The following is a 24665-nucleotide window of genomic DNA, read 5'->3' on the forward strand; positions in this document are numbered from 1 at the left end:
GCACAATGACCAGCCCCTCGGCTACGGACAGGACCCCATGCGCCAGAGCCCCTTCCCAACACTACACACCCAACGCCTGAACCTGCGTGAGCTGGTGGCAAGCGACGCACCGACGCTATTCGACATCCACCGCGATGCCGACAGCATGCGCTGGTTCGGCGCCGACGCGATGACCCATATTGCCCAGGCCGAAGCCCTGATCGAAACCTTCGCGCACTGGCGCAGCCAACCCAACCCCGGCACACGCTGGGGGATCGAACACGATGGAAAACTGATCGGCAGTTGTGGCCTGTTCAAGTGGAACCGAGGGTGGAACAGTTGCGCACTCGCCTGTGAACTGGCGCCCGGCGCGCGTGGCCAGGGATTGATGAGTGAAGCTTTGCAGGCAATGCTCGACTGGGGTTTTGAACAGATGCAATTGCATCGCGTGGAGGCCTGGGTACATCCACAAAATACCGCGTCGCTCAAGTTGTTGGAGCGACTGGGCTTCAAAGCCGAAGGCACGTTGCGCGAGGCTGGGGCCTGGAATGGCCAGCGACACGATCTGCGTGTATTGGGGTTGTTGAGCCAAGACTGGCTGGCCAGGAAAAACACAGGTATCGGATGTTCTGTTCGGCGGATGCCCATCATCTCAATCCTTATTCACGTCCCGGACTGGCGTGCGGCAACCGAGTGGTATGCCGCAGCCTTTCCGTTGGCGACACGCATTCGTCATGCCCCTGATGACTTCGGCCATTTGGATGTAGCAGGCGTAGCCCTCGAGATCGTCAACGCCGATGACAAGGTCGCGTCCGGTGCAGCGGGGTCAGTGGTGTACTGGGGAGTAGACGACTTGCAGCACGCATTGCGACGGTTTGAGGAACTGGGCGGGACGTTGTATCGCGGGCCCATGGAGATCGAGGGTGGTCATTGGATTTGCCAGGTCCGCGACCCGTGGGGAAATTGCATAGGCCTTCGACAAACCGGCTCAGGCAAGTAACCCCTGCCCACAACCCGCCACAACAATCGGCTAGAGTTTCAGCACTCCTGGCCAGCCGGTAATCACCCACCATGACCACCACAGCCCCGCTGCTCTACGTGCGCACCTCCATGCTCGATGTGGCGTACGAAGCCCACGGCCCCCTCGACGGAACGCCCGTGATTCTGCTGCATGGTTTCCCCTATGACCCACGCGGCTATGACGCCATTGCACCGGTGCTGGCCGAGGGGGGCTATCGGGTATTGGTGCCGTATTTGCGCGGGTACGGCCCGACGCGGTTTATCAACGAGCAGGTGATGCGCTCCGGGCAACAGGCGGCGTTGGCCAAGGACTTGCTGGATTTCATGGATGCGCTGTCGATCCCCCAGGCCACCCTGGCTGGATATGACTGGGGTGGGCGCGCCGCCTGTATCGTCGCCGCACTGTGGCCCGAACGGGTGCGTGGGTTGGTAACCGGGGATGGCTACAACATCCAGGACATCGCCAAGTCGATCACCCCCTGTGCACCGGAGACGGAGCATCGGTTGTGGTATCAGTTCTACTTTCATACGCAACGGGGCGTGGACGGTTTGAGCGCCAACCGCCGTGAGCTGTGCCAGTTGCTATGGACGCTGTGGTCACCGTCCTGGGACGAGGGGGCGGGCCTGTTTGAGCAGAGCGCGCCGTCGTTCGATAACCCGGACTTCGTCGAGGTAGTGATTCACTCCTATCGCCACCGTTTTATGTACGCGTCGGGCGACCCGGCACTGGAAGCGATCGAACAGGCGTTGGCCCTGCAACCGACGATTTCGGTGCCGAGCATCTCCCTATACGGTGCGGACGACGGGGTGGGGCCGCCTCCCGTGGAAGATGATGACGCGGCGCATTTCAGCGGTTTTTATCGGCGCAGGATCTTGCCCGGCGTCGGCCACAATATTCCTCAGGAAGCGCCTCTAGCCACGCTGGATGCACTGCTGGAATTGCTCAGCGAAAACCGCTCACGATAAGCCTGCGGCGTCACCGCCAAGGCCCTTAAAAAACTGCGGCGCAAGGTTTCCTCACTGCCAAAACCACACTGCACGGCAATGCGCTTGATCGACGCCGTGCTGTCCGCCAATTGCCTGCGCGCGGTTTCGACGCGGATCAGTTCCACCGCCCGCGCCGGGGTCTGGCCGGTTTCGTTGCGGTAGTGGCGCACAAAGCTGCGTTCGCTCATGCCGGCCTGGGCGGCCAGGGTCGGGATGTTCAGGTCGAGGGTGAGGTTTTCGGCCATCCAGGCGTGGAGTTCGCTGAAGCGGCTGTCAGCCTTTTGCAGGGACAAGGTCACGCTGAATTGGGATTGCCCGCCCGGGCGTTTGAGGAACACAACCAGGTGCCGCGCCACTTCCAGGGCCACTTCGCTGCCCAGGTCGTCTTCCACCAACGCCAGGCACAGGTCGATGCCAGCGGTGACGCCGGCGGAGGTCCACACTGCGCCCTGGCGGATGAAGATCGGGTTGGATTCCACCGTCAGCGCGGGGAATTTGCGCGCCAGTTCGTCGCAGCGCGTCCAGTGGGTGGCCACGCGGCAGCCGTCCAGTAAACCACTGGCCGCCAGCAGGAAGGCGCCGGTGCACACCGAGGTCATGCGCCGGGTGTGCCGGGCTTTTTCCCGCACCCACTCCACCAAGGCCGGGTCTTCGGCGGCGCCGTACACGCCCCAGCCGCCGGCGATCACCAGGGTGTCGCAAGGTGCGTCGATGGCCGGCAACGGCTCGGCCACCAGCGCCAGGCCGGCGGACGTCATCACCGGCGCCGTTTGCGCGGCGATCACCGTGACCGCGTAAGGCAACGGCAAGCCGCGCTGGCGCGCCAGGTCGTTGGTGGAGGCGAACACCTGCAACGGCCCGGTCACGTCGAGCACCTGGGCATTGGCAAAAGCGAGGACATGGACGATTCGCGGCATGATTGGCGTGATCTGTGGGCTGAATGGCGTGTGCGCCAAAGCCTAGGCCTCTAGAGTTGAGCCGTCCACCCCTTTCTCGGAGCGCTGTCCATGACCTTGCAGATCGGCTTTGTGTTGTTCCCCGGCATCCAGCAACTGGACCTGACCGGCCCCTATGACGTCCTCGGCTCGCTGCCGGACGTGACGTTGCACCTGGTGTGGAAAGACCTGGCGCCGATCACCTCCAGCACCGGGCTGGTGTTCACCCCGACCATGACCTATGCCGACTGCCCGCCGTTGGATGTGCTCTGTGTGCCGGGCGGTTCCGGCGTGGGCGCGTTGATGGAAGACCCGCAGACCCTGGACTTCCTCACGGTACAGGCGCAGACCGCGCGGTATGTGACGTCGGTGTGCACGGGTTCATTGGTATTGGGCGCGGCGGGCCTGCTGCGCGGGCGCAAGGCTACCACCCACTGGGCGTATCACGACATGCTCGCCCCGCTCGGTGCGATCCCCGTGCAAGAGCGCGTGGTGCGCGATGGCAACCTGTTGACGGGGGGCGGCATCACCGCTGGTATCGATTTCGCGTTGACACTGGCTGCGGAGCTGTACGACGAAGCGACGGCGCAGCTGGTGCAGTTGCAGATCGAATACGCGCCGGCGCCGCCGTTTGATGCGGGTCGCCCGGATACAGCGCCCAAGGCGGTGCTGGAAGAAGCGCATAAGCGCACGGCGCAGTCGCGCAAGACTCGTGGTGAGATTGTTGCGCGGGCCGCCGCTTTACTGGGCTGATAATACAAAACCCCTGTGGGAGCGGGCTTGCCCGCGAATACGGTGGCTCAGTTAAAGATGCTTCGACTGACACACCGCATTCGCGAGCAAGCCCGCTCCCACATTTGATCTCGGTCGGTCATGAGGTCGCAGGTGAGTCAATTGGGACGCGACATCACCGCCAACCGCACCGCCAACACCGTCAGCACGGTCGCCAGCCCCCATTTCTGTAGCCGGGCGCTGTGCGAGCGCCCGGCAAAGAAACGGCTCAGCACACCACCAAACGCCCCCAGCAGCCCATGAAATACTGCTGCGATCACGGTCAAAACACCGCCAAGCACCATCAACTGCACGGCAATCGATCCCGCCTGCGGCCGCACAAACTGCGGCAAAAACACCACAAAAAACAACAACGCCTTGGGGTTGAGCAAACTGTTGAGCATTGCTTGCACACACACGCGACTAAGGGGTATGCGGTGGGCGTGAGCCGTGTCCAAACGCGGGCTTTTCTGCAAGGTCTTGAACACCAGCCACAGCAGATAAACCACCCCCGCATAGCGGATCAGGTCAAACGACGGCGGCCAACTGGCCACCAGCGCCGTCACCCCGCTGGCGGTCAGCACGGTCAGCAGCAGGTCGGCCACGCCGATGCCCAGGGCGCAGGCGATGCCGCCGCGCCAGCCGTGGCTCACACCGTGGCTAATGACAAAGGCCATGTTCGGCCCCGGCGACAACAGCAACAACAGCACCGCACCGCAAAAAACCGCCAGCGTCGCAAGGTCGATCATGCTCAAGCCATCCATCGGGAAAACCTGGAGCGTAATCCGCGCACCGTGGGCCAACAAAAAATTGTGCTGGATACATTGCGCGCCGGTGATTGCTCATTGCCATAATGAACGACTAGAATGCGAAACATTATCAATTATGACTGCTGTGCCAGGAAGCCCATGTCGAGCGATCACCCACTGGACCCCGCCGCCATCGGCCAGCTGTACCTGGCCCATCACTCCTGGCTGCACGGCTGGTTGAACCGGCGCACCGGCTGCCGCGAGCATGCCGCCGACCTGGCGCAGGAGACGTTTGTGCGCTTGCTCAACGCGCGCAGGCAGCAGACCTTGCAGCAACCGCGCGCGTACCTGAGCAGCATCGCCCGCAGCCTGATGATCGACCAATACCGACGCCGCGAACTGGAACGCGCCTACCTCGAAAGCCTCGCGCATTTCCCACAGGCCGAGGTGCCGTCGGAAGAAACCCGGCGCCTGATCCTCGACAGCCTGGAGCGCATCGACCGCCTGCTCGACCAACTCAAGCCGCGCGTGCGCGAAGCCTTCTTGCTCGCCCAATTGGACGGCCTGACCTGCGCGCAAATCGCCCTGCGCCTCGGCGTGTCCAAGGCCACCGTGGAGCGCGACCTGTCCAAGGCGCTGCACGCCTGTTATCGGTTGCGCTATGAGGAATGCTGACCCGCGCCTGGTGGACCAGGCGATCCAGTGGATGATCAAGCTGCGTTTCAATGTCGCCGACGACGCCAGCACCGCCGCGTTTGAACGCTGGCTGCACAGCAGCGCCGAACACCAGCAGGTGTGGCAGCGCGTGGCGACCATGAATGACGACTTCAGCCACCTGCCGGCCCAGCTCGGGCGGCGCACCCTCAGCGGCGCGCGGCAACGCATCAGCCGCCGGGAAAGCCTCAAGCTGCTGGGCCTGGTGGCCGGTGCGGCCGGGCTGACCTGGTTCGGCCGCGACTACACGCCGCTGCCCGCCCTGGTGGCCGACTACCGCACTGCCACCGGCGAACAGCGACGCGTGACGCTGGACGACGGCAGCCAGGTCCAACTCAACAGCGCCACCGCAATCGATACCACCTTCAACGCAGAACGCCGCAAGGTGCAGCTGCGCCAAGGCGAAATCCTGGTGCAGCCCAGCGGCGACAGTCGCCCCTTCTGGGTCCTGGCCCGCAACGCTGACCTGCGTGCCCAAGGTGCGCGCGTGCTGGTCCGCGAAGAAGCCCAAGGCACGCTGGTCGCGGTGCAACAGGGCAGCGTGGCGGTGTTTGCCGACCGCCATGACGCCAACGCCCGCCAGTTGATCCAGCCCGGCACGGCGGTGCTGATCGACCGCCACAGCATCCGCCTGCCCATCGCCAACGGCCTCGACCCCTGGGCCTGGAGCGACGGCGTAATCAGCGCCCATAACATGCGCCTGGATGATTTCCTCAGTGAATTGGCGCGTTACCGCAACGGGCTGGTGCGTTGCAGCGAAGCGGTGGCCGGGTTGCGGGTGTCGGGCACCTATCAGTTGAGCGATACCGATCAAGTGCTGACGCTGGTTGCGCAATCGCTCAACGTCGATGTCACCTACCGCAGCCGGTATTGGGTGAGCGTCACCCCCCGGGTATAAACCGTTGAAAAATAAATGAGGTGAATTCGCATTGCCGTTCGACCTGTAAGGAAAGGCCGATCAACAGGCCAGTCTTTTTCCACTTCCTTCAGGAGCAGCCCACGGTCATGCAAGCGTTCCCCTCCCCCCGTTCCCCCCTCAAGCGCGCGGTCCAGGCCGCCCTGCTCGGCGCCTGCCTGAGCGGCGGCGCCCTGCCCCTGAGCGTGCTGGCCCAGGCCCCGGCCAGTGACACCCAGGCCCGCGACTGGAACATCGCCGCCGGTTCCCTGGCCAATGCCCTGGACCAGTTCGCCCGCCAGGCCGGCATCAGCCTGTCGTATGACGCCGGCAGCGTCGCCGGCAAGACCAGCGCCGGCCTGAATGGCCGCTTCGACCCCGCGCAAGCCCTCGACCAGTTGTTGCGCGGCCAAGGCCTGCAAGCCCAGCGTCAGGGCAACAGCACCTGGTTGCTGCTGCCACAGGTGGCTGAAACCGGCGCGCTGAACCTGGGCGCAACCACCATCACCGGCGACCGCCTGGGCGCCACCACCGAGGGCACCGGTTCCTACACCACCGGCGCGGTGACCATCGGCAAAGGCCAACACAGCCTGCGGGAAACGCCGCAGTCGGTGAGCGTGATGACCCGCCAATTGATGGACGACCAGAACGTCACCACCATTGACGACGTGATGGAACGCACGCCCGGCATCACCAGCTACGAATCGCCCATGGGTGGCAAGTACTTCTATTCCCGTGGCTTCAAGATGCTCGGCCAGTACCAGTACGACGGCGTACCGCTGGACATGGGCAAGGACTACGCCCAGGCCGACAGTTTCAGCGCCAACATGGCGATTTATGACCGCGTGGAAGTGCTCAAGGGTGCCGCCGGCATGCTCAAGGGCGCCGGCACCGCCAGCGGCGCGGTGAACTTTGTGCGCAAGCGGCCCCAGGCCAAGCCCACCACCAGCCTGTCGCTGTCCGCCGGCACCTGGGACAACTACCGCGCCGACCTCGACACCGGCGGCGCGCTGAATGACAGCGGCACCGTGCGCGGCCGCGTGGCGATCAGCCAGCAGGATCGCGCCTCGTACATGGACATCGCCAAGCGCAAGGACCAGGCATTTTATGGCGCACTGGACGTCGACCTGAGCCCCGACACCACCCTGGGCATCGGCGCCAGCTACGAAGACGTCGATGCCACTCCGTGCTGGGGCGGCCTGCCGCGTTATGCCGACGGCAAGAGCGCCAACCTCAGCCGCTCCACGTGCCTGGGCCAGTCCTGGAACGACTGGCAAAGCCGCCGCGCCACCTACTTCGTCGACCTCACCCACGCGCTCAACGACGACTGGAAAATCAAGGTCGCGGCCGTGCATAGTCGCAACCTGCAAGACACCAAGTACGCCGCCAGCGAAGGCACGATCCAGTACGGCGACCCGGCGCCCACCGCCCTGTCCTACGCCGCGTTGATGGACTACGACCACCGCGACTACGGCCTCGACGCCTACCTCGACGGCAAGTTCGAAGCCTTCGGCCTGGAACACGAGCTGATCCTCGGCGCCAACGGCAGCCGTGGCACCCAGGACGATGTGTACGCGATCCAAAACCTGCCGACGCGCCAGGGCATCTACACGCCCAACCACCATTTGCCGGAGCCGGCCGACAACACCTTCTGGCCGAACATGTACCGTGGCAGCACGATCAAGGAAACCGCCACCCAGTACGGCGCCTACGCCACCTTGCGCCTGCGCCTGGCCGAACCGTTGATGTTCATCGTGGGCAGCCGCGTGAGCTGGTACGACAACCGTCGCCAGTCCTACAGCCTGGGCTGGGGCGAGTGGTCGCTGCAGGATGCGCGCTCCAAGGAAACCGGCGAAGTCACGCCGTTCGCCGCGCTGATCTATGACCTCAACGAGCACCTGTCGGTGTACGCCAGCTACGCGGATATCTTCCAGCCGCAAAGCGCCTATGCCACCGCCGATGGCGCCGCGCTCAAGCCGAAGATCGGCGACAACTATGAGCTGGGCATCAAGGGCGAATGGTTCGACGGGCGCCTCAACAGCTCCCTGGCGCTGTTCCGCGCCCTCGAGAAAAACGGTGCTGAAACCGACTTCCGCAGCTTCTGTGCAACCTCCGCCGATGGCTTTTGCTACACCGACACCGCCCGGGTGCGCGCCCAAGGCGTGGAGGCCGAAGTCAGCGGTGAAGTGCTTGAGCGCTTGCAGGTTTCAGGCGGCTACACCTACACCCAGACCAAGTCACTGAAGACCATCGACAGCGCCCTCGAAGGCGGCTCATCCAACACCTACGTGCCCAAGCATATGCTGCGGGTCTGGGGCGATTACCAGCTCGACGGCGCGCTGTCGAAGTGGAGCGTGGGCACCGGCGTCAATGCCCAGAGCAGCAACTACCGCATGCAGACCATCAAGCTGGAACAGGCCGGTTATGCGGTGTGGAACGCACGGCTGGCGTACCGCGTCGACGACACGTGGACCGTGGCGCTCAACGGCAACAATCTATTCGACAAAAACTACTACAACACCGTCGGTACAGCCTCGTGGGGCAACTTTTATGGTGAACCACGCAATTTCACGGTGAGTTTGAAAGGCAACTTCTGATCCCTCGAAAGTCCCGGTGGCCGGGCACTTAGCGTGCCTTGCCACCCTCTCTTTGTCCCCCTTTCCTACTTCCATTTGAAAAAGCTTTCCCCGTTCGGCAGGAAAATTCTCACATTTGTTCCTACACTCAAAATCACACCCCCTGACCGAGTGTTAAGACAAGGAATGTCAAGAAAATGCCGAACGACCTGCACCCCAAGCGCCCTAAACGGCACATCCGCACCACAGTCAACTTATTGACAAGGCAGGTCAAGGAAACACTCCCTTAAGTCACCACCCCGCAAATCCCATCAAATGACACGCCGCATTTGAATTGGATAGTTGCGTATTACCCAGAGTAGCCGTAGTTCGACTGGCCTCTAAGCAGCCTGCTGCCTTATTGACCAAACAGCCGAACAGAAAGTCTGGAGTGCAATGAGGGATGCTGTATGCGAAAGAAGTCGTCCATTGACAGTTTGTTTTTAACGCGTGCCGGTTTTGTTGAATTTTTTGTTGTTTTCGTCAAGTTCATTCATGGCCTGAGTGCCATCCTGCCCCCGCTCGTCCTGGTGTATTTCATTGACCCGGTGGCCCCCGAACTGCGTCCGCATTTTCTTGGGCTGCTGCTGTTTTTTGCGGTGCTCACCATCATTCTGTTCCAGGCCCTGGGCATCTATTCCGAAGAACTGTTCAGCAACCGCCTGCGCCTGAAAACCAAGGTCAAGTCCTGGTCGGCGGCTTTTTGCATCCTGCTGTTCATGTACCAGATCCTGCAATCCTTTCCCCAATTGACCCCACGCAACCTGGTCGCCTGGTACTTCGCCAGCCTGGCGCTGTTCTGCCTGGAACGGCTGCTGATGCTGCGCCTGTATCGCAACCTGATGCGCAAGGGCAAATACCTGCAACGCACGGTGATCCTGGGCTTTACCGACACCGCCGTGCACGTTGCCGACCACCTGCAACGCAATGGCGATATCCGCTCGGGCCTGATCGGCTTTATCGACGACCGCACCGAGCGCATCCCCAAGGAACTGAGCAACCTGCCCTTGCTGGGCAACTCCCGCGAGCTGGAAAAACTGATCCGCTCCGAGGAGGTCAACCAAGTGATGATCTGCCTGCCGTGGGCGGCCGAGCAGCGCATCCACGGGCTGGTCAACCGCCTGCGGCAGATGTCGGTGAACGTGATGCTGGTGCCGGACATGGCTGCCCTGCGCTACGGCCACAGCAAGATCACCGACGTCGGCGGCATCCTCATGTTCAACACCTCGCAATTGCCGCTGCGGGGTTGGTCGCCGGTAATCAAGCGCCTGGAAGACCTGCTGCTGGCCAGCCTGGCGCTGGTGGCGTTGTCACCGCTGATGGTGCTCACGGCGCTTGCGATCAAGCTCGACTCCAAGGGCCCGGTGCTGTTCCGGCAGAACCGCTACGGCTACAACGACAACGAAATCCGCGTGTTCAAGTTCCGCTCGATGTACACCGACCAGAGCGACTTCACCGCCGAACGCCAGACCACCCGCCAGGACCCGCGCATCACCCGCGTCGGCCGGATCATCCGCAAGACCAGCATCGATGAGCTGCCGCAGCTGTTCAACGTGCTGCTGGGCAACATGTCGATGGTCGGCCCGCGCCCCCACGCCACCGCAACCAAGGCCGCCGGCGTGCCATTTGAGGTCGCGGTGAGCGAGTACAGCTCGCGTCACCGGGTCAAGCCGGGGATCACCGGTTGGGCGCAGATCAACGGCTTTCGCGGTGAAACCGACACCCTCTACAAGATCCAGAAACGCGTGGAATACGACCTGGAGTACATCTCCAAATGGTCGGTGTGGTTTGACCTGTACATCGTCTTCATGACGGTCCCCGCCGTCCTGTCCACCAAGGAGGTCTACTGATGAACACCCTCAACGGCTTGATCCCCTGCATCGTCTCCGGCGGGTCGGGCACGCGGCTGTGGCCGGTGTCGCGGCAGAACATGCCCAAGCCCTTCATGCGCATGCGTGACGGCCAGAGCCTTTTGCAAAAAACCTTCCAGCGCGCGGCCAAGCTGCCCGGCGTGGAAAGCGTGCTGACGGTGACCAACCGCGACCTGCTGTTTCGCACCCTGGATGACTACCGCAGCGTCAACACGGCGCACTTGCCGCTAGACCTGCTGCTGGAGCCGTTCGGGCGCAACACGGCGGCGGCCATCGCGGTGGCGGCGCTGCATGTGCAGGAACACTTCGGCGATGCCGCACAACTGCTGGTGCTGCCGGCCGACCATCTGATCCTCAATGAAGGGGCGTTCGCCGCAGCCGTGACCCAGGCCCGCGACCTCGCCGAGGCCGGCTACCTGGTGACCTTCGGCATCCAGCCCGACCACCCGGAAACCGGCTTTGGCTACATCGAGCAAGGCGAAGCGCTGGGCAGCGGCTACCGGGTCAAGCGCTTCGTCGAAAAACCCGACCTGGCCACCGCCCAGGGCTACCTCGACGGCGGCAAGCACCTGTGGAATGCGGGCATGTTCTGCTTCAAGGCCAGCACCCTGGTGGACGAACTCGCCCGCCACGCGCCGGATGTGCTCACCGCCGCCCGAGCCGCGCTGGAACACAGCCAGAGCCTGCAAAACAAAACCTCGCGCCAGCGTGAACTGGATGCGGATGGCTTCGCCAGCGCGCCAGATATTTCCATCGACGTGGCGCTGATGGAGAAGTCCCGCCAAGTCGCCGTGGTGCCCTGCGACATCGGCTGGAGCGACATCGGCTCGTGGGAAGCGCTGCGCCAGCTCACCCCCAGCGACGCCCATGGCAACCAGGTCAACGGCGAAGCGATCCTGCATGACGTGCACAACTGCTACATCGACTCGCCCAAGCGCGTTACCGGCGCCGTGGGCGTGCGCGACTTAATCATCGTCGACACGCCCGACGCGCTGCTGATCGCCGATGCCAACCGCAGCCAGGATGTGCGCTACATCGTCGCCGAGCTCAAGCGCCAGAACCATCCGGCGTACAGCCTGCACCGCACCGTCACCCGCCCATGGGGCACCTACACCGTGCTGGAGGAAAGCAGCCGCTTCAAGATCAAGCGCATCGTGGTCAAGCCCCAGGCGTCACTGTCGTTGCAGATGCATCACCACCGCAGCGAGCACTGGGTAGTGGTCAGCGGCGCGGCGCAGATCACCAATGGCGAGCGCGAGTTCCTCATCAACGCCAACGAGTCCACCTACATCCCGGCCGGGCACAAACACCGGCTGACCAACCCCGGCATCATCGACCTGGTGATGATCGAGGTGCAGAGCGGCGAGTACCTGGGCGAAGACGACATCGTGCGCTTCGACGACATCTACGGGCGCGCCCCGGCCGACGTGAAAAAATGACATGCGCACTTCATTGATTATCCCGACCCGTAACGCTTCCAGCCACCTGGCGCGCCTGCTGCCGGCGCTGGCCATGCAAAGCCTGCAACCGGACGAAACCCTGGTGGTCGACAGCGCCTCCAGCGACGACAGCGTGGCGCGTTTTCGGGCGTTTGGCGCACGGGTCGAGGTGATCGATGCCCGCGACTTCAACCACGGCGGCACCCGGCGCTGGGCCAGCGAGCAAGTGGGCGGCGACGCCTTGATCGTGATGACCCAGGACGCCATCCCCGCCAGCCCCGAGACCTTTGCCAACCTGCTCGCCGAGTTGCAGCAAGACCCGCTCAACGGCGTCGCCTACGGCCGCCAATTGCCGCACCCCGGCGCCGGCGTGCTGGGGGCGCAGTCGCGACACTTCAACTACCCGGCGCAGAGCCGCAGCAAAAGCCTGGCCGATGCGCCGGAGTTGGGGATCAAGACCTGCTTCAGCTCCGACTCGTTTTCCGTGTACCGGCGCAGCGCCCTGCACGCGGTGGGGGGGTTCCCCGCCGATGTGATCGGCAGCGAAGACGCCTACGTCGCTGCGCGCCTGCTGCTCGACGGCTACAAGGTGCGGTATGCCGCCAGCGCGCAGGTGTATCACTCCCACGATTACACGCTCATGGATGAGTTTCACCGCTACTTCGACATTGGCGTGTTCTACGGCCGCGAGCCGTGGATCCGTGAAGCGTTCGGCGATGCCGGCGGTGAAGGTAAACGCTATGTACTGGCTGAGCTGGCGGCACTGCGCGCAGCCGGTGCGTTGCACCGCGTCCCCGAAGTCCTGGTGCGCAGCGCGTTCAAGTTGTTCGGCTATCGGCTGGGCCATCAGGAACGCCGCCTCCCCCTCGCCCTCAAGCGGCGCATCAGCATGTTTCCCGGTTATTGGAGGTGAGCAGCATGACCCACAGGAAGTCCCCCTTGATGAAACGCACCGTGCTCGTCCTGGCCATGCTGGCCCTGGCCGCCTGCAATACTCCCGCACGCATCGTCGCGCCAGACGGCAAGGCCGTCGAGGACGGCAAGCGCGCCCTCGAACAGTTGGCGCAATTGCCGCCCGCCGTGGAGCGCATCCGCGTCGGCGACCAGTTGCGCATCGTCCGGGATGCCGGCGAGATGCCGACGCTGTCGGCGTTCAACGTCAGCACCATCTATGAGCTGACGCTGTACACGGTGCAGACCGACGGCAAGATCAACTACCCGTTCCTCGGGCCGATCCAGGTCGCCGGGCGCCAGCCTTCGGAACTCGCCACCGAGCTGACCGGCAAGCTCGCGCAGACCTACCGCGAGCCACGGGTGACGGTGAACATCAACCAGGCGCCGGGCAACTCGGTGATCGTCGGCGGCGCGGTGAACAACCCGACGGCGGTGCAGATCGCCACGGCCAACACCCTGGAACAGGCGATTCTCGGCGCGGGCGGGGTCAGCCCGGCGGGCAACGCGAGCATGGTCGCCCTGCTGCGCGAAGACGCCCAGGGTGCCTACCGCGCGTACTTCCTCGACTTCAGCCAGTTGCTCAAGACCGGCCCCAACGGGCGCAAACCGGTGCACCTGCAACGCGGCGACGTGGTGTTCGTGCCCAAATCCAACGTGGGCGAGCGCATCCAGGGGGTGGATACCTACATGAACCAACTGATCCCGTTCACCAAGTCCATTGGGGTTGGCTACAACTACACCCGGACCAGCGGCGGCAATAACTAAAGGAGCGACATCCCATGATCGAGATCCGTTCTTTTCGTGATCTTCTGCGCCTGTTCTTCATCTTCCGCCGCGAGTTCAAACTGGCGGCGATTGCCGCGCTGGTAATCATCCTGCTCGGCGCGTTCCTGCTGCCGGCCAAGTACGAATCCACCGCGCGCCTGCTGGTCAAGCCGGGGCGCGATTCGACCTTGCCGATCGAGATCAGCAACCGCCAGGCGCTGGTGATGCCCAGCACCCAGCGCGACCCGATTGTCGATGAAGAACGCCTGCTCACCGGGCGCCCGATCGTGCGGGCGGTGGCCGAGCACTACCTGGAAGTGATCGAAAATGCGCCGCCACCCGAAGGGTTCTGGAAGCGCACCAAGCACTACGTCAAGGAAGGCATCGGCGCGATTTTCGGCGGCGTACGCGTGGTCCTGGAAACCGTGGGCATCGTCGAAAAAACCACCCCGGTGGAACGCCTCGCCGCCAGCCTGGAAAAGAGCTTTGAAGTGAGCCACGCCGCCGGTTCCACGGTGATGGACATCAGCTTTACCTGGGGCGACCCGGAAATCGCCCAGGCGGTGGTCAAGGATTGGGTCGAGACCTATATCAACGAACGCACCCAGGCTTTGGGGCGCAAGAGCCTCTACGTGTTCTACGAAGGCCAGGTGGCCACCAGCGCCACCGAGATCCAGAGCTACAAGCAACAGATCCTCAAGCACCTCAACGAGATCGGCGCGGCGAGCATCACCGACCGCCTCGAAGACCTGTCCGAGCGCATCAACGTGCTGCGCGGCGAAACCTTCAATACCACGCGCTTGATCGCCTCGTCGGACAGCGCCATCGCCAGCACGCGCACCCAGCTCAAGACCCAGCCCAAGGAAGTCACCACAGTGCGCCAGATCGCACTGAACCCGCAGCAACAGGACTTGCGTCGCCTGCTCAACCAGAAGCTGCTGGAAAAGGCCGACATGATGCGCACCTACACCGACAACGCGCCGCCGGTGAAAGCCCTCGACGCGTCGATCCGTGCGATGCGCGCCGAGGTTTCCAGCGAAAGCAACACCGTGCAAGCCTCGGAAAACCGTGCGCCGAACACCCTGGAAATCCACTTGCAGCGGGTGCTGCTGGATGAGTCGAGCAACAACCAGGCCCTGCGCACGCAGCTGGTGCAACAGCAAAAACAACTGCTCAACCTCGAAGACCAGCGCAAGCAAGCCCTGGAGATCGAACCGGAACTGGCGCGCCTGGCCCGCGAGTTGAACACCACCGAGCGCAACTACGCGCTGTACGTGGACAACCTGGAAAAATCGCGCATCGACCGCGAGCTCGACAACAGCCAGATCAGCAACATCGCCGTGATCGAAGAAGCCACCCTGAACCCTGGGCGTATCTTCCCGAAAACCCTGGTGATGCTGTTCCTGGCGATTCCGTTCGCCATCGTCGTCGGCTTGCTGGTGATCTACCTGTGCTACCTGCTGGACCAGCGCATTCACGACGGCGGCCTGGTGGAACGCAAGTTCGGCCTGCGCCTGTGGACCACCTTGCCGGAGCTGGACACCAGCACCGTGCAAAGCACCAACGCGTTCCACGCCAGCATCTACCGGCTGTACAGCCAGCTCAAACCCGACCGCATTGCACAGGACGGCCTGACCCTGGGGCTGACCTCGGCGCGACACGGCGAAGGCGTGACCTTTGTCGTCGAACAGCTGCGCCATCTGCTGCTGGAAAACGGCGTCAACGTGCGGGTCGGCGGCCTCGTCCCGGCGGAGCCTGGCGAAGTGGTGCTGCTGGATGCCTCGGGCCTGCTGGACAACCGCGACGCGTTTGTCACCCTGCGCCGCGCCGACCTGATTGCGCTGGTGGTGGAAGCGCATAAAAGCACGGTGCCGGTGGTGGAACATGCGCTGTCGATCCTCAACACCGCGTTCGGCAAGGTGGACGGCATCATTATCAACCGGCGCAAATTCGAAGTACCAGCCAAGGTGTTGCGCACCATCGCCAAGTACCGGGGGGCGTTCTGATGCGCATCGCCCTGCTCGCGCCCTTGCCGCCGGAAAAAAACGGCATCGCCGACTACGCGAACCATTTCAAGACGGCATTGGAGCAACTGGGCGTGACGGTGGCGACACCGTTGACCGGCGTGGACGGCAACAGCGCCGCGATCCAGCAGGCCATCGCCCGGTTCGACTGGCAGGGTGTGGACCTGGTCCACGCCGAGCTGGGCGGCGGGCGCCTCGGCGAGTTCCTCGCCCTGGGTGAATTGCGCAAGGCCCACCCCGGCCTGGCGCTGACCGCCACCGTGCACGACCCGGAGCGCATGGTCTGGCGCCGTGAGCACCTGCCCTTCCCGCTGAACCTGTTGGCGCATCTGCCCAGCCCGTTGCCGCAAGCGGCGGTGGTGCTGGCCGACCCCTTGACCTTGCGCGAGGAACGTCACGTCGCCCAGGGCCTGACGCGGCTGATTACCCTCACCCGCCTCGGCGCTGACTGCCTGGGCCAGCGCATGCAACTGCCGGCCGGCAAAGTCGCGGTCATCAACCACGCCAACCTGGCCATCGCGCCCGCGCCGTTGCCGGCGCTGGACACCCTGCACCTGCTGTACTTCGGTTTTATCTACCGCGGCAAAGGCATCGAAGACCTGTTGCAAGCCCTGGCCGACGTGTTCAAGCAAGCCCCCGAATTGCGGGACCGCGTGCGCCTGACCCTGGCCGGTGGCACCGCCGCCGAGATGGCGTTTGGCGCGGGCGGCAACTACCTGGAACAGCTGAACAGCCAGATCGCCTCGCTCGGCCTGACCGAAGCCATCGACTGGCGGCTGAACCTGCCCGCCAGCGAGATTGCCCAGACCATCCAGGCCCACCATGTGATGGTGCTGCCGTACCGCGAATCGAAAAAACTCGGCCTGCTCGGCCGCCAACGCGGCACCAGTGGCGCGCTGTCCTGGGCCGCCGCGTGCGGGCGCGGGGCGATCACCTCGGATGCGCGGGCGTTTGCCGAAGAAGTCGCCAGCGGCAACGGTGCGATCTATCCCCAAGGCGATGTGCCGGCGCTGGCGGCGCAACTGCTGCGCCTGGCGCGCACGCCGGCGCTGGCGCGGGACTGGGCCGAACGCGCCGGGGAAATCGGCCGTGAACGCCTGTGGCCGTTGACCGCGCAAAAATTCAAGCAGCTCTTTGAACAGGCGATTGCCGGAGCCCCCTATGGCGCGTAAACGCACGTACCTCGCGACCCTGGCCGTGGTCGCGGCCTTGGGCCTCACGGCCTTTATGTGGGGGCGCCAGGCCGACGCCGAGAACCATGTACTCAAGAGCAACAAGGTCGTGGTGTGGAAGGATTTCCTCGGGGTGAACGCGCAGTTCCTGTGGTTCGCCCCCGCGCGTTATCAACTGCAGATCGACCGTCTCAAGGCCCTGGGCCTGCAATGGGTGCGCCTGGATCTGCACTGGGACCAGCTGGAGCCGGTGGAGAACCAGTACCAGATCGCGACCCTCGATCAGTTGGTTGGCAAGCTGCAGGACAACCAGCTCAAATCGGTGTTCTACCTGGTGGGCTCGGCGCCGTTCGCCACCACCGCGCCGGCCGGTGCGCCGTATCAGGACCAGTACCCGCCCAAAGACCCGAATGTGTTCGCCACGCGCATGGCGCTGCTGTCCCAGCGTTACCCCAGCGTGGATGCCTGGCAGGTGTGGAACGAGCCCAACCTGCTCGGCTTCTGGCGCCCGGCGGCCGATCCCGCAGGCTTTGCCGCGCTGTTGACCGCCACGGCGGGCGCCTTGCGCGGGGTCAATCCGAGCAAGCCGGTGGTGGCCGCCGGGATGGCATTCTTTAGCGAAATGCCCAACGGCCAGACCATGTTCGACGCCCTTGGCGCCCTCGGCGTCGCCAGCCTCAACACGGTGATTTCCTATCACCCCTACACCCAGCTGCCGGAAGGCAACGACCCGGCCAACCTGGATTTCATCGCCAAGACCAGCGCACTTAACACGGCCCTGCGCAACGGCGGCGTGCAGACCCTGTGGAGCACCGAATGGGGCTGGTCCACCTACCCCGGGCCCAAGGACGCGCAAGACCTCATCACCCTGCAAGGCCAGGCCGACTACGTGCTGCGGCGCCTGGCGCTGATGAGCGCGATGGATTTCGACAAGATCTTCCTGTTCACCCTCAGCGATCTCGACCAACGCGCCAGCGTGCGTGACCAGTTCTACGGTTTGCTCGATATCGACGCCAACCCCAAGCCGGTGTACACCGCGCTGAAAAACTTTCTCGACATCAGCGGGCCCAGCCTGAGCCCCGGCGACCCGCCGCTCGCCGACCAATTGCCCGATGGCCTGTTCAGCATCGGCTGGGCCCGCGCCGATGGCCACAAGCTGTGGTTCTTCTGGTCGGCCGCGGGTGGCAACGCACACTTGCCAGGCCTGGCCAACGCCACCCTGTACGACCCGCTGCTCGGCACGCAAACCCCGCTGACCGGCACCAGCGGCCTGACCGTGCCGGTCAAGCCGACCCTGCAAATTCTGTTATGGGATTGACGCGGCCATGCGCATTTTATGGATCCTGCCCTACTCACCCTGGCCCGCCACCAGCGGCGGCAAGACGCGCCAGTTTCATTTGCTGCGCAGCCTCGCGGCGCGCGGGCATCAGATCACCTTGCTGCTGCATGACAAACACCCGGTGACGCCGGCCGACCGCCAGGTGCTGGAGGCGTTTCTCGAACAATTGATCGTGCTGCCGCGCCGCCCGCTGCGCAGCGTCAAGACGTTGCTGGCCGGGCTGTTCGCGCCCTACCCGCTGCTGGCCAGCGTGAATGGTTTGTCGGGGGAATTGCAGGACACGTTCGAGTGGCTGTTGGGTGAACAATGGGACGTGGTGCAGATCGAGCACACCTACACCTTCCAGCCTTACGAAGATGCCCTGGCGCGCAACGCCCAGCCGTTTGTGCTGACCGAACACAACGTCGAGTCGGCCCTCGGCGCCGCCACCTATGACCGTTTGCCGCGCTGGGCGCTGCCGTTCATTCGCTACGATCAATGGCGCTATGCACGCTGGGAACGCCGCGTGATGCGCCAGGCCACCCAGGTGGTGGCAGTGACCGAAAGCGACGCCGAAGTGCTGGAAAAGATTGCCGGCAAACGGGTGCCGGTGGTGGTCAACGGGGTGGATTGCGACCACTTCGCCAAGGCCCGTCCCGACCCGGCGAGCCGTCGCGTGCTGTTCCTCGGCAACTACGAATACGCACCGAATGTGGACGCCATCGAGTGGGCCCTGGATGAGATCCTGCCCAAGGTCTGGGCGCGCTGCCCCGAGGCGCGCATGAGTGTGTGCGGCTTCGGCATGCCCGCCAGTTGGCGCACGCGCTGGCCAGACCCGCGCATCGAATGGCAGGGCTTTGTACCGGACCTGCTGCAACTGCAATCGAGCAGTGCGGTGTTCCTCGCCCCGTTGCGCCATGGCGGTGGCTCCAAGCTCAAGGTCCTCGAAGCCCTGGCCGCCGGCCTGCCGCTGGCAAGCACCGCGCAAGGCGTGTCGGGCCTGGACTTGGTGGAAGGCCTGGACTACCTCGGCGGCCAATCCGCCACCGCCCTGGCCGATGCCGTGGTGCGCCTGCTGCAATTTCCCGAAGCCGCCGCGCCCATGGGCGAAGCCGGCCGCGCGTACGTGCGCCGCGCCCATGACTGGAGCGTCGCCGCCAGCCAGTTGGAGCAGGTGTACGCCAGCCTCGCGCCGCTCAAACACAAGGAGCCCGCATGCGTGTAGGCCTGGATTACCGCACCGTCGGCACCTCGCCGCAATCGGGGATCAGCCGCCAGGTGTACGCCCTGGAAAGCGCCCTGCGCACGCTGCCGGACCTTGAGCTGGAGCGCTTCACCGTGGCGCCCCTGGGCGATGAAACCCGCTTGCAAGCGCATTGCCCGAGTTGGGGCTGCGCAAAAACCGCGATGCACCAACCGCAGAATCGCCTGCGTTTCGAGGCCGGTTTTCTGCCCCGTGCGTTGCGCGCGCAACACATCGACCTGTACATCAGCACCTTCAATATGGGCCTGCCGCTGCCGCCCAAACCCAAGGGCTTGCGCAGCGTGGTGCTGTTGCATGACCTGTTCCAGATCACCCTGGACAACTACCATGCCAACCGCCTGAAGGCGCTGATCTACAAGACCAGCGATCGCCTGTCGATTGCCTATGCGGTGCGCAGCGCCGACCGCGTGTGGACGCCGTCGCAATACAGCGCCGATGAAACCGCGCGGCTGTTTCCCGGCGCCAAGGACAAGATCCGCGTGCTGCCCAATCAGGTCGATGGCTTTGCCGGGCTGCCCGCCGACCTCAGCGCACGCCAGTTGCCCGAGGGTTACTGGCTGCTGGTGGGCACCCGCGAATTGCGCAAGAACGTACCGTTCCTAGTGGACGCCTGGCAGCACGCGCGGCGCCAATCCCCTGAGGTGCCGGAGCTGGTGCTGGTGGGCAGCCTCGACCATCTGCCCGAGGCCCAGCGCACGCTGCCGGGGATTCGCGCCTTGAGCGGTGTGTCGGATGCCGAACTGCACGCGCTGTACCGCCAGGCCTCGCGCCTGTGGCAACCCTCGTACGCCGAAGGTTTCGGCTTGCCGGTGATCGAAGCCCTGAGCGTCGGCACCCCGGTGGCGGTGGCCAGCGGCACTTCCCTGGATGAAATCACCCCGCCGACGGCGCCGCGATTTTCGCCCACCGATGGCCCGGCGCTGGTGCAGCTGATGCTGGACCTGGCGCAGCACCCCGCCGAAGATTCGCCGGAGCAACGCCGCCAATGGGCCGAACGCTATAACCCTGGCGCCTATCGTCGGCGCCTGGCCGACCTGATCGAGGAGCTCAAGTGAGACTAAACCTGGCAAGCCTCGTCCCCATCCTCTTCGGCGTGCTGTTCGGCGCGCTGGCCTTGTTGCTGTCACCGGCCAAGGCGTTTGTCGCCGTGATCGGCCTCGCGGGCGCGCTGACCATCCTGCGCTTTCCGCTGTGGGGCCTGCTGCTGTTTGCCCTGGTGGCGACGTTCATGCCGTACTCCACGATCAATCTGGGCATCCGCACCACCGTCAGCGAAGCGATCCTCGCCCTGACCTGGGGCGCGGTGGTGTGGCAGCGGTTTTTGTCGCGCGTGCCCGAATCGCCACGCTTCACGCAACGCCCCACTGACCAGATGCTGATGTGGCTGATGCTGTTCAGTGTGTTCCCGTTTATCGTCGGCCAGGTCATCACCCACGCCGACAGCAGCGGCCTGGCCAACTGGCTGCGCTGGTTGCTGAACCTGTCGGGGGTGTTCCTCGCGGCCAAGTTGCTGGTGGAACGCAAGCACCGCGAAGCCCTGGTGATCGCCCTGCTGCTGGGCACGCTGGCGATGCTGCTGCTGTCGATAGCGGTGTTTGTGCGCACCCGTTCGGGGGCCGGGATTGCGCCGATCCTGGGGCTGTTCAACTACGCCAACTTCGACACTTTGAAATTCGGCCTGGAAGCCATGTCCTCGCGCATGGGCTCACCCTGGACGCACCCGAATGCCATCGGCGGGATCATGGCGTTGCTGCTGCCGTTGGCGTTCTGCTACGGCATGACCGAGCAAGGCTGGAAGCGCGGCCTCGGCCTCGGCGTGGCGTGCCTGGGCGCGGCGGCGCTGCTGTTGGCCAGTAGCCGTGGCGCGATGGTCAGCCTGGCGCTGGTGCTGCTGTGGATGGCCACGCGCCGCGTGCCCTACACCGGGCGCCTGCTGATGATCGGCGCGGCGCTGACCGTGGCGCTGGTGCTCGCGTATCCGCCGTTGCAGGACCGTCTGGCGACGATTTTCTCGTCGAGCAACGCCAGTACCGAAGTGCGTTTCGACGAATACCGCATGTTCCCGCAGGCAGTGGCCGCGTATCCGCTGGGCATTGGCTTCAAGGTCGATCCACCGGTGCCGGGCACGCACTTGCTGGGGATTTCCAACCTGTGGCTGAACTACATCTACAAGATCGGCATTCTCGGCATGCTGCTGTTTGTCGCGGTGACCGTGCGCTGGTGGCGTGAGGCGCGGCCGGACAAAGGCCCGATCCGCCTGACCAAGGACAACGCCCTGTGGCTGGGGACCACGGCGGGCATTCTGGCGGCGTTGGTCAGTGGCTTGTTTGACCACTATTTCAGCTTTGCGGTGGTGATGGTGGCGCTGTTCTGGCTGATGGTGGGGATCAATGTGCTGGAGGCACGGCGGCTGTTTCCGGCGCGGTTGCCGCAAGTCAAACGTGTCGCGGCGCCTGAGCCGTTGCTTGATGGCGTGCACCCCTGATGCTCGGCTCTGCCGTCTGGCTGACCGTGGCGACCTTGCTCGGCTTGTGCCTGGGCTTTGCGCGCGAATGGTTGCTGGTGGCGGCGTGGGGCGCGGGCGAGCGCAGTGATGCGTTCCTCATCGCACTGTTTTTGCCCGAAGCCTTGCGCATGTCCCTGGCCGGTGGCGTGCTCAGCGCCGCCGCGCTGCCGCTGTACCTGCAACGCCAGGAGGGCGAGCGCCTGAATTGGCTGGCGGTGTTGTTCCCGGCGTTGCTGCTGATCGCGCTGGTGACCAGCCTGTTGCTGACGCTGTTGGCACCGTGGCTGGTGCAACTGCTCGGCCCCGGTCTGGCGGCGAGTGCCACGGCGTTGGCGGGCAGCAATCTGCAAATCGTCGCGTGGTGCGTGCCGGGCTTGATGCTGCATGCGCTGTTCAGTATTCCGTTGCAGGCCAGCGAGCGGTTTGTGCTGGCGGGGCTGGGCTCGTTACTGTTCAACCTGCCGCCGGTGACGTACCTCGCCCTCGCCGGCACTGCCACGCAACCGCACACGCTGGCCCTGGCTTGCCTCGCCGGCAGCCTGTTGATGCCGCTGGCGCTGCTGCCGTCGGTCTGGCGCCAGGGTTGGCGGCCGTGGCGCTGGCAACTGTCGCTGGCGCCGCTGCGGGAGCTGGGCCAACGCATCGGCCCGCTGCTGTTGAGCAACGGCGCCAGCCAGGGCTTGGCGCTGATCGAACGGCTGGTGGCCTCGCTGCTGGGGGAAGGCGCGGTGACCTGGGTCAACCTCGCGCGCAAGCTGATGAACCTGCCGCTGATTGCGCTGATGAGCCTCAACCAGGTGCTGTTGGGCATGATGAGCCGCCGCCAGGGCGACGCGCGCCTGGCCCTGCTCAAGCGCGGCCTGGAAACCGCCAGCGTGCTGACCCTGCCCGCCGGTGTCGGCCTGGTGGCGGCGGCCCCGAGCCTGGTGGCGCTGCTGCTGCCCAAGCAATCGACGGATTCGCCGCTGCCGCTGCTGCTGGCGTGGTTTGCCGTGCCGCTGGTGTTCGGCGCCTGGAACGCATTGCTGGCGCGCTATGCCTACGCCGCGGGCGACACACGGCAGCCGTTGCGCTGCGAATTGCTCGGCAGCCTGGTCAATGTGCTGTTGCTTGGCGCGCTGCCGTTTATCTTCGGCCTCGCCGGCATTCCGCTGGCGGCGCTGGCCGGCGTGCTGTGCACCGCGCTGCTGTTGATGCAGCGCCAGTCCTTGCTCAGCGCCCTGCCCTGGGCACGGCAATGGCTGCTGAGCACGCTGTTGCTGGGCCTGGCGGCGTTGCTGCTGTTTCGAATTGACGGCGTGTGGCTGCAACTGGGTCTGAGCACCCTGGCCGGCGCCGTGGTGTTGCTGGGCATGGGGCTGTGGCTCAAGCCATGGCGCAAGGCATAAAGGAGGAAGGTCGAGTGAAACATCGCTGGATTCAAATGGATATCGCCAAAGGCATCGGCATCCTGGTGATCGTGTATGCCCACAGCTGGTTTGTGGCCACGTCCCTGGACTTGATGTACCCGATCCTGGCGTCGTTCATTCTGCCGTTGTTCTTCTTTTTGTCTGGCGTGCTGTTCAAGCCGGAACAGCCCTTCGGCGAGATGGCCGTGCGCAAGGCCGACGGCCTGCTCAAGCCGTTTTTCTTCACCCTGCTGGTCTACGTGGTCGTGCGCGATGTGCTGCGCGGGCAACCGCTGCTGCCGGATATCGGCGGCGTGCTGTATGCCTCGGTGGACACCATCCCGTGGCAGGCGCTGTGGTTTCTGCCGCACTTCTGGGTGGCGATCCTGTTCAGTTGGTGCGTGCTGCGTTTGATCCAACGCCTACCGCTGGCGCTGAGTTGTGGGCTGACCGCACTGATTCTGGTGGTGGGCACCTGGATCCTGCCGTGGTTCTGGCAACTGCCGGTGACCGTCGGCGAACGCACCTGGGTGCTGCCCGGGTTGCCGTTCAGCCTGGACGTCACGCTGATCAGCGGCGCGTGGTTCATCCTCGGCTACCTGCTGCGGGACTGGCTGCGCCGGCATGAGGGTTCACTGCTGACGCTGGTGATATCGGCGGTGCTGTTCGCGGCGGTGTTTCTCTGGCGGGGGGACACCATGGATTTGGCGCAACGGCGCTATGACCACTGGTTGTGGACCAGCCTGCTGGCGGTGATTGGCGTGTACCTGTGCTGGGCCTTGGCGCGGGTGCTGATGGTCTCGGCGCTGCTGACGCGGGCGATGACCTACATTGGCCAGTCGACGTTGATCCTGTTGATCTTCCATGGCGAGATCCAGCACAAGACCTTCGATTTGATGGAGCGCCTGGGACTGCATCCGTTTGTGGCGGCGTGCGTTGGCTTGGTGGTGGCGGTGGTGGCACCGTTGCTGATTGGGGAAGTGATCAAGCGGGTGGCGTTCTTGCGGTTTTTCTACTTTCCGTTTCCGGTGCGCAAGAAAAATGAAACGCAAGCGCCAGCACGCAACTGAAGCAAATGTGGGAGCGGGCTTGCTCGCGATAGCGGTGGGCCAGTCAAAGATGTTCTAACTGAGCCACCGCATTCGCGGGCAAGCCCGCTCCCACAGGAGGGCGGCGGTGTGGCCAGATTCCCAGTCTGGCGCAAATCCAGATGTGGGGGCTGGCTTGCCTGCGATAGCGGTGGGCCAGTCAAAGATGTTCTAACTGAGCCACCGCATTCGCGGGCAAGCCCGCTCCCAC

At 64.4% G+C, this 24665-nt stretch carries 20 protein-coding genes; 18 read left to right on the plus strand and 2 right to left on the minus strand.

What is annotated here, in order from left to right:
- The first annotated feature begins 37 nt into the window (after positions 1-37).
- Together NUV89_RS04960 and NUV89_RS04965 are read left to right on the plus strand one after the other, a co-directional pair.
- Positions 38-979 carry a GNAT family N-acetyltransferase gene (locus tag NUV89_RS04960; protein ID WP_257780503.1) on the plus strand — a complete coding sequence of 314 codons (942 nt, stop codon included), beginning with the start codon at positions 38-40 and terminating at the stop codon, positions 977-979.
- A gap of 71 nt (positions 980-1050) precedes the next feature.
- A complete protein-coding gene (locus NUV89_RS04965) occupies positions 1051-1965 on the plus strand; it encodes an alpha/beta fold hydrolase (protein ID WP_257780504.1) in 915 nt (304 codons plus the stop codon).
- Here NUV89_RS04965 and NUV89_RS04970 read toward each other — a convergent pair.
- On the minus strand, positions 1899-2903 hold the full coding sequence (locus NUV89_RS04970) for a GlxA family transcriptional regulator (protein ID WP_257780505.1): 1005 nt from the start codon (positions 2901-2903) through the stop codon (positions 1899-1901). The genes NUV89_RS04965 and NUV89_RS04970 overlap by 67 nt on opposite strands.
- 90 nt (positions 2904-2993) lie before the next feature.
- Here NUV89_RS04970 and inhA point away from each other — a divergent pair, with 90 nt between their 5' ends.
- The gene (gene inhA / locus NUV89_RS04975; RefSeq protein WP_257780506.1) at positions 2994-3674 is read left to right on the plus strand and encodes an isonitrile hydratase; all 681 of its coding nucleotides are present in this window, start codon (positions 2994-2996) and stop codon (positions 3672-3674) included.
- Positions 3675-3811: 137 nt separating this feature from the next.
- On the opposite strand, the gene NUV89_RS04980 is transcribed toward inhA, so the two are convergent.
- Positions 3812-4441, minus strand: a complete 630-nt coding sequence (locus NUV89_RS04980) for a LysE family translocator (RefSeq protein ID WP_257780507.1) — start codon at positions 4439-4441, stop codon at positions 3812-3814.
- 159 nt (positions 4442-4600) lie between these two features.
- Between NUV89_RS04980 and NUV89_RS04985 the strand changes: the two genes are divergently transcribed.
- The 15 genes from NUV89_RS04985 (at position 4601) to NUV89_RS05055 (ending at position 24436) form a co-directional block, all read left to right on the plus strand.
- On the plus strand, positions 4601-5116 hold the full coding sequence (locus NUV89_RS04985; protein WP_257780508.1) for a sigma-70 family RNA polymerase sigma factor: 516 nt from the start codon (positions 4601-4603) through the stop codon (positions 5114-5116).
- Entirely contained in the window at positions 5103-6053 is a 951-nt protein-coding gene (locus tag NUV89_RS04990) for a FecR domain-containing protein (protein WP_257780509.1), read from the plus strand. Before NUV89_RS04985 ends, NUV89_RS04990 begins: the two co-directional genes overlap by 14 nt.
- Positions 6054-6160: 107 nt before the next feature.
- Positions 6161-8647 (plus strand): TonB-dependent receptor, encoded by a 2487-nt coding sequence (locus NUV89_RS04995; protein WP_257780510.1) that lies wholly within the window; start codon positions 6161-6163, stop codon positions 8645-8647.
- A 428-nt stretch (positions 8648-9075) separates the two neighbouring features.
- Complete coding sequence (locus NUV89_RS05000; protein WP_257780511.1) at positions 9076-10515, plus strand: undecaprenyl-phosphate glucose phosphotransferase; 1440 nt, start codon at positions 9076-9078, stop codon at positions 10513-10515.
- Positions 10515-11975, plus strand: a complete 1461-nt coding sequence (locus tag NUV89_RS05005) for a mannose-1-phosphate guanylyltransferase/mannose-6-phosphate isomerase (protein ID WP_257780512.1) — start codon at positions 10515-10517, stop codon at positions 11973-11975. The genes NUV89_RS05000 and NUV89_RS05005 overlap by 1 nt, the downstream gene beginning before the upstream one ends.
- Position 11976: 1 nt before the next feature.
- On the plus strand, positions 11977-12888 hold the full coding sequence (locus NUV89_RS05010) for a glycosyltransferase family 2 protein (protein WP_257780513.1): 912 nt from the start codon (positions 11977-11979) through the stop codon (positions 12886-12888).
- Positions 12889-12917: 29 nt separating this feature from the next.
- Complete coding sequence (locus tag NUV89_RS05015; RefSeq protein WP_257780514.1) at positions 12918-13694, plus strand: polysaccharide biosynthesis/export family protein; 777 nt, start codon at positions 12918-12920, stop codon at positions 13692-13694.
- Between the two features lie 14 nt (positions 13695-13708).
- Positions 13709-15700 carry an exopolysaccharide transport family protein gene (locus tag NUV89_RS05020; RefSeq protein ID WP_257780515.1) on the plus strand — a complete coding sequence of 664 codons (1992 nt, stop codon included), beginning with the start codon at positions 13709-13711 and terminating at the stop codon, positions 15698-15700.
- A complete protein-coding gene (locus NUV89_RS05025) occupies positions 15700-16890 on the plus strand; it encodes a glycosyltransferase (protein WP_257780516.1) in 1191 nt (396 codons plus the stop codon). The genes NUV89_RS05020 and NUV89_RS05025 overlap by 1 nt, the downstream gene beginning before the upstream one ends.
- A complete protein-coding gene (locus NUV89_RS05030) occupies positions 16880-18208 on the plus strand; it encodes a cellulase family glycosylhydrolase (protein WP_257780517.1) in 1329 nt (442 codons plus the stop codon). Before NUV89_RS05025 ends, NUV89_RS05030 begins: the two co-directional genes overlap by 11 nt.
- 7 nt (positions 18209-18215) lie before the next feature.
- Positions 18216-19433 carry a glycosyltransferase family 4 protein gene (locus NUV89_RS05035; protein ID WP_257780518.1) on the plus strand — a complete coding sequence of 406 codons (1218 nt, stop codon included), beginning with the start codon at positions 18216-18218 and terminating at the stop codon, positions 19431-19433.
- Positions 19424-20527, plus strand: a complete 1104-nt coding sequence (locus NUV89_RS05040) for a glycosyltransferase family 1 protein (protein ID WP_257780519.1) — start codon at positions 19424-19426, stop codon at positions 20525-20527. Before NUV89_RS05035 ends, NUV89_RS05040 begins: the two co-directional genes overlap by 10 nt.
- Entirely contained in the window at positions 20524-21957 is a 1434-nt protein-coding gene (locus NUV89_RS05045; protein ID WP_257780520.1) for an O-antigen ligase, read from the plus strand. The genes NUV89_RS05040 and NUV89_RS05045 overlap by 4 nt, the downstream gene beginning before the upstream one ends.
- Positions 21957-23366 carry a lipid II flippase MurJ gene (locus NUV89_RS05050; RefSeq protein ID WP_257780521.1) on the plus strand — a complete coding sequence of 470 codons (1410 nt, stop codon included), beginning with the start codon at positions 21957-21959 and terminating at the stop codon, positions 23364-23366. Before NUV89_RS05045 ends, NUV89_RS05050 begins: the two co-directional genes overlap by 1 nt.
- 14 nt (positions 23367-23380) lie before the next feature.
- Positions 23381-24436 (plus strand): acyltransferase family protein, encoded by a 1056-nt coding sequence (locus NUV89_RS05055; protein ID WP_374684458.1) that lies wholly within the window; start codon positions 23381-23383, stop codon positions 24434-24436.
- Positions 24437-24665: the final 229 nt, after the last annotated feature.

The sequence above is a fragment of the Pseudomonas sp. 18.1.10 genome (genome assembly GCF_024655625.1).
Classification (GTDB): domain Bacteria; phylum Pseudomonadota; class Gammaproteobacteria; order Pseudomonadales; family Pseudomonadaceae; genus Aquipseudomonas.

Excerpts from the sequence above, each read along its gene's own strand:
- NUV89_RS04960 (WP_257780503.1), top strand. The coding sequence starts at position 38 with ATGCGCCAGAGCCCCTTCCCAACACTACACACCCAACGCCTGAACCTG.
- NUV89_RS04965 (WP_257780504.1), top strand. The coding sequence starts at position 1,051 with ATGACCACCACAGCCCCGCTGCTCTACGTGCGCACCTCCATGCTCGAT.
- NUV89_RS04970 (WP_257780505.1), bottom strand. The coding sequence starts at position 2,903 with ATGCCGCGAATCGTCCATGTCCTCGCTTTTGCCAATGCCCAGGTGCTC.
- inhA (WP_257780506.1), top strand. The coding sequence starts at position 2,994 with ATGACCTTGCAGATCGGCTTTGTGTTGTTCCCCGGCATCCAGCAACTG.
- NUV89_RS04980 (WP_257780507.1), bottom strand. The coding sequence starts at position 4,441 with ATGATCGACCTTGCGACGCTGGCGGTTTTTTGCGGTGCGGTGCTGTTG.
- NUV89_RS04985 (WP_257780508.1), top strand. The coding sequence starts at position 4,601 with ATGTCGAGCGATCACCCACTGGACCCCGCCGCCATCGGCCAGCTGTAC.
- NUV89_RS04990 (WP_257780509.1), top strand. The coding sequence starts at position 5,103 with ATGAGGAATGCTGACCCGCGCCTGGTGGACCAGGCGATCCAGTGGATG.
- NUV89_RS04995 (WP_257780510.1), top strand. The coding sequence starts at position 6,161 with ATGCAAGCGTTCCCCTCCCCCCGTTCCCCCCTCAAGCGCGCGGTCCAG.
- NUV89_RS05000 (WP_257780511.1), top strand. The coding sequence starts at position 9,076 with ATGCGAAAGAAGTCGTCCATTGACAGTTTGTTTTTAACGCGTGCCGGT.
- NUV89_RS05005 (WP_257780512.1), top strand. The coding sequence starts at position 10,515 with ATGAACACCCTCAACGGCTTGATCCCCTGCATCGTCTCCGGCGGGTCG.
- NUV89_RS05010 (WP_257780513.1), top strand. The coding sequence starts at position 11,977 with ATGCGCACTTCATTGATTATCCCGACCCGTAACGCTTCCAGCCACCTG.
- NUV89_RS05015 (WP_257780514.1), top strand. The coding sequence starts at position 12,918 with ATGAAACGCACCGTGCTCGTCCTGGCCATGCTGGCCCTGGCCGCCTGC.
- NUV89_RS05020 (WP_257780515.1), top strand. The coding sequence starts at position 13,709 with ATGATCGAGATCCGTTCTTTTCGTGATCTTCTGCGCCTGTTCTTCATC.
- NUV89_RS05025 (WP_257780516.1), top strand. The coding sequence starts at position 15,700 with ATGCGCATCGCCCTGCTCGCGCCCTTGCCGCCGGAAAAAAACGGCATC.
- NUV89_RS05030 (WP_257780517.1), top strand. The coding sequence starts at position 16,880 with ATGGCGCGTAAACGCACGTACCTCGCGACCCTGGCCGTGGTCGCGGCC.
- NUV89_RS05035 (WP_257780518.1), top strand. The coding sequence starts at position 18,216 with ATGCGCATTTTATGGATCCTGCCCTACTCACCCTGGCCCGCCACCAGC.
- NUV89_RS05040 (WP_257780519.1), top strand. The coding sequence starts at position 19,424 with ATGCGTGTAGGCCTGGATTACCGCACCGTCGGCACCTCGCCGCAATCG.
- NUV89_RS05050 (WP_257780521.1), top strand. The coding sequence starts at position 21,957 with ATGCTCGGCTCTGCCGTCTGGCTGACCGTGGCGACCTTGCTCGGCTTG.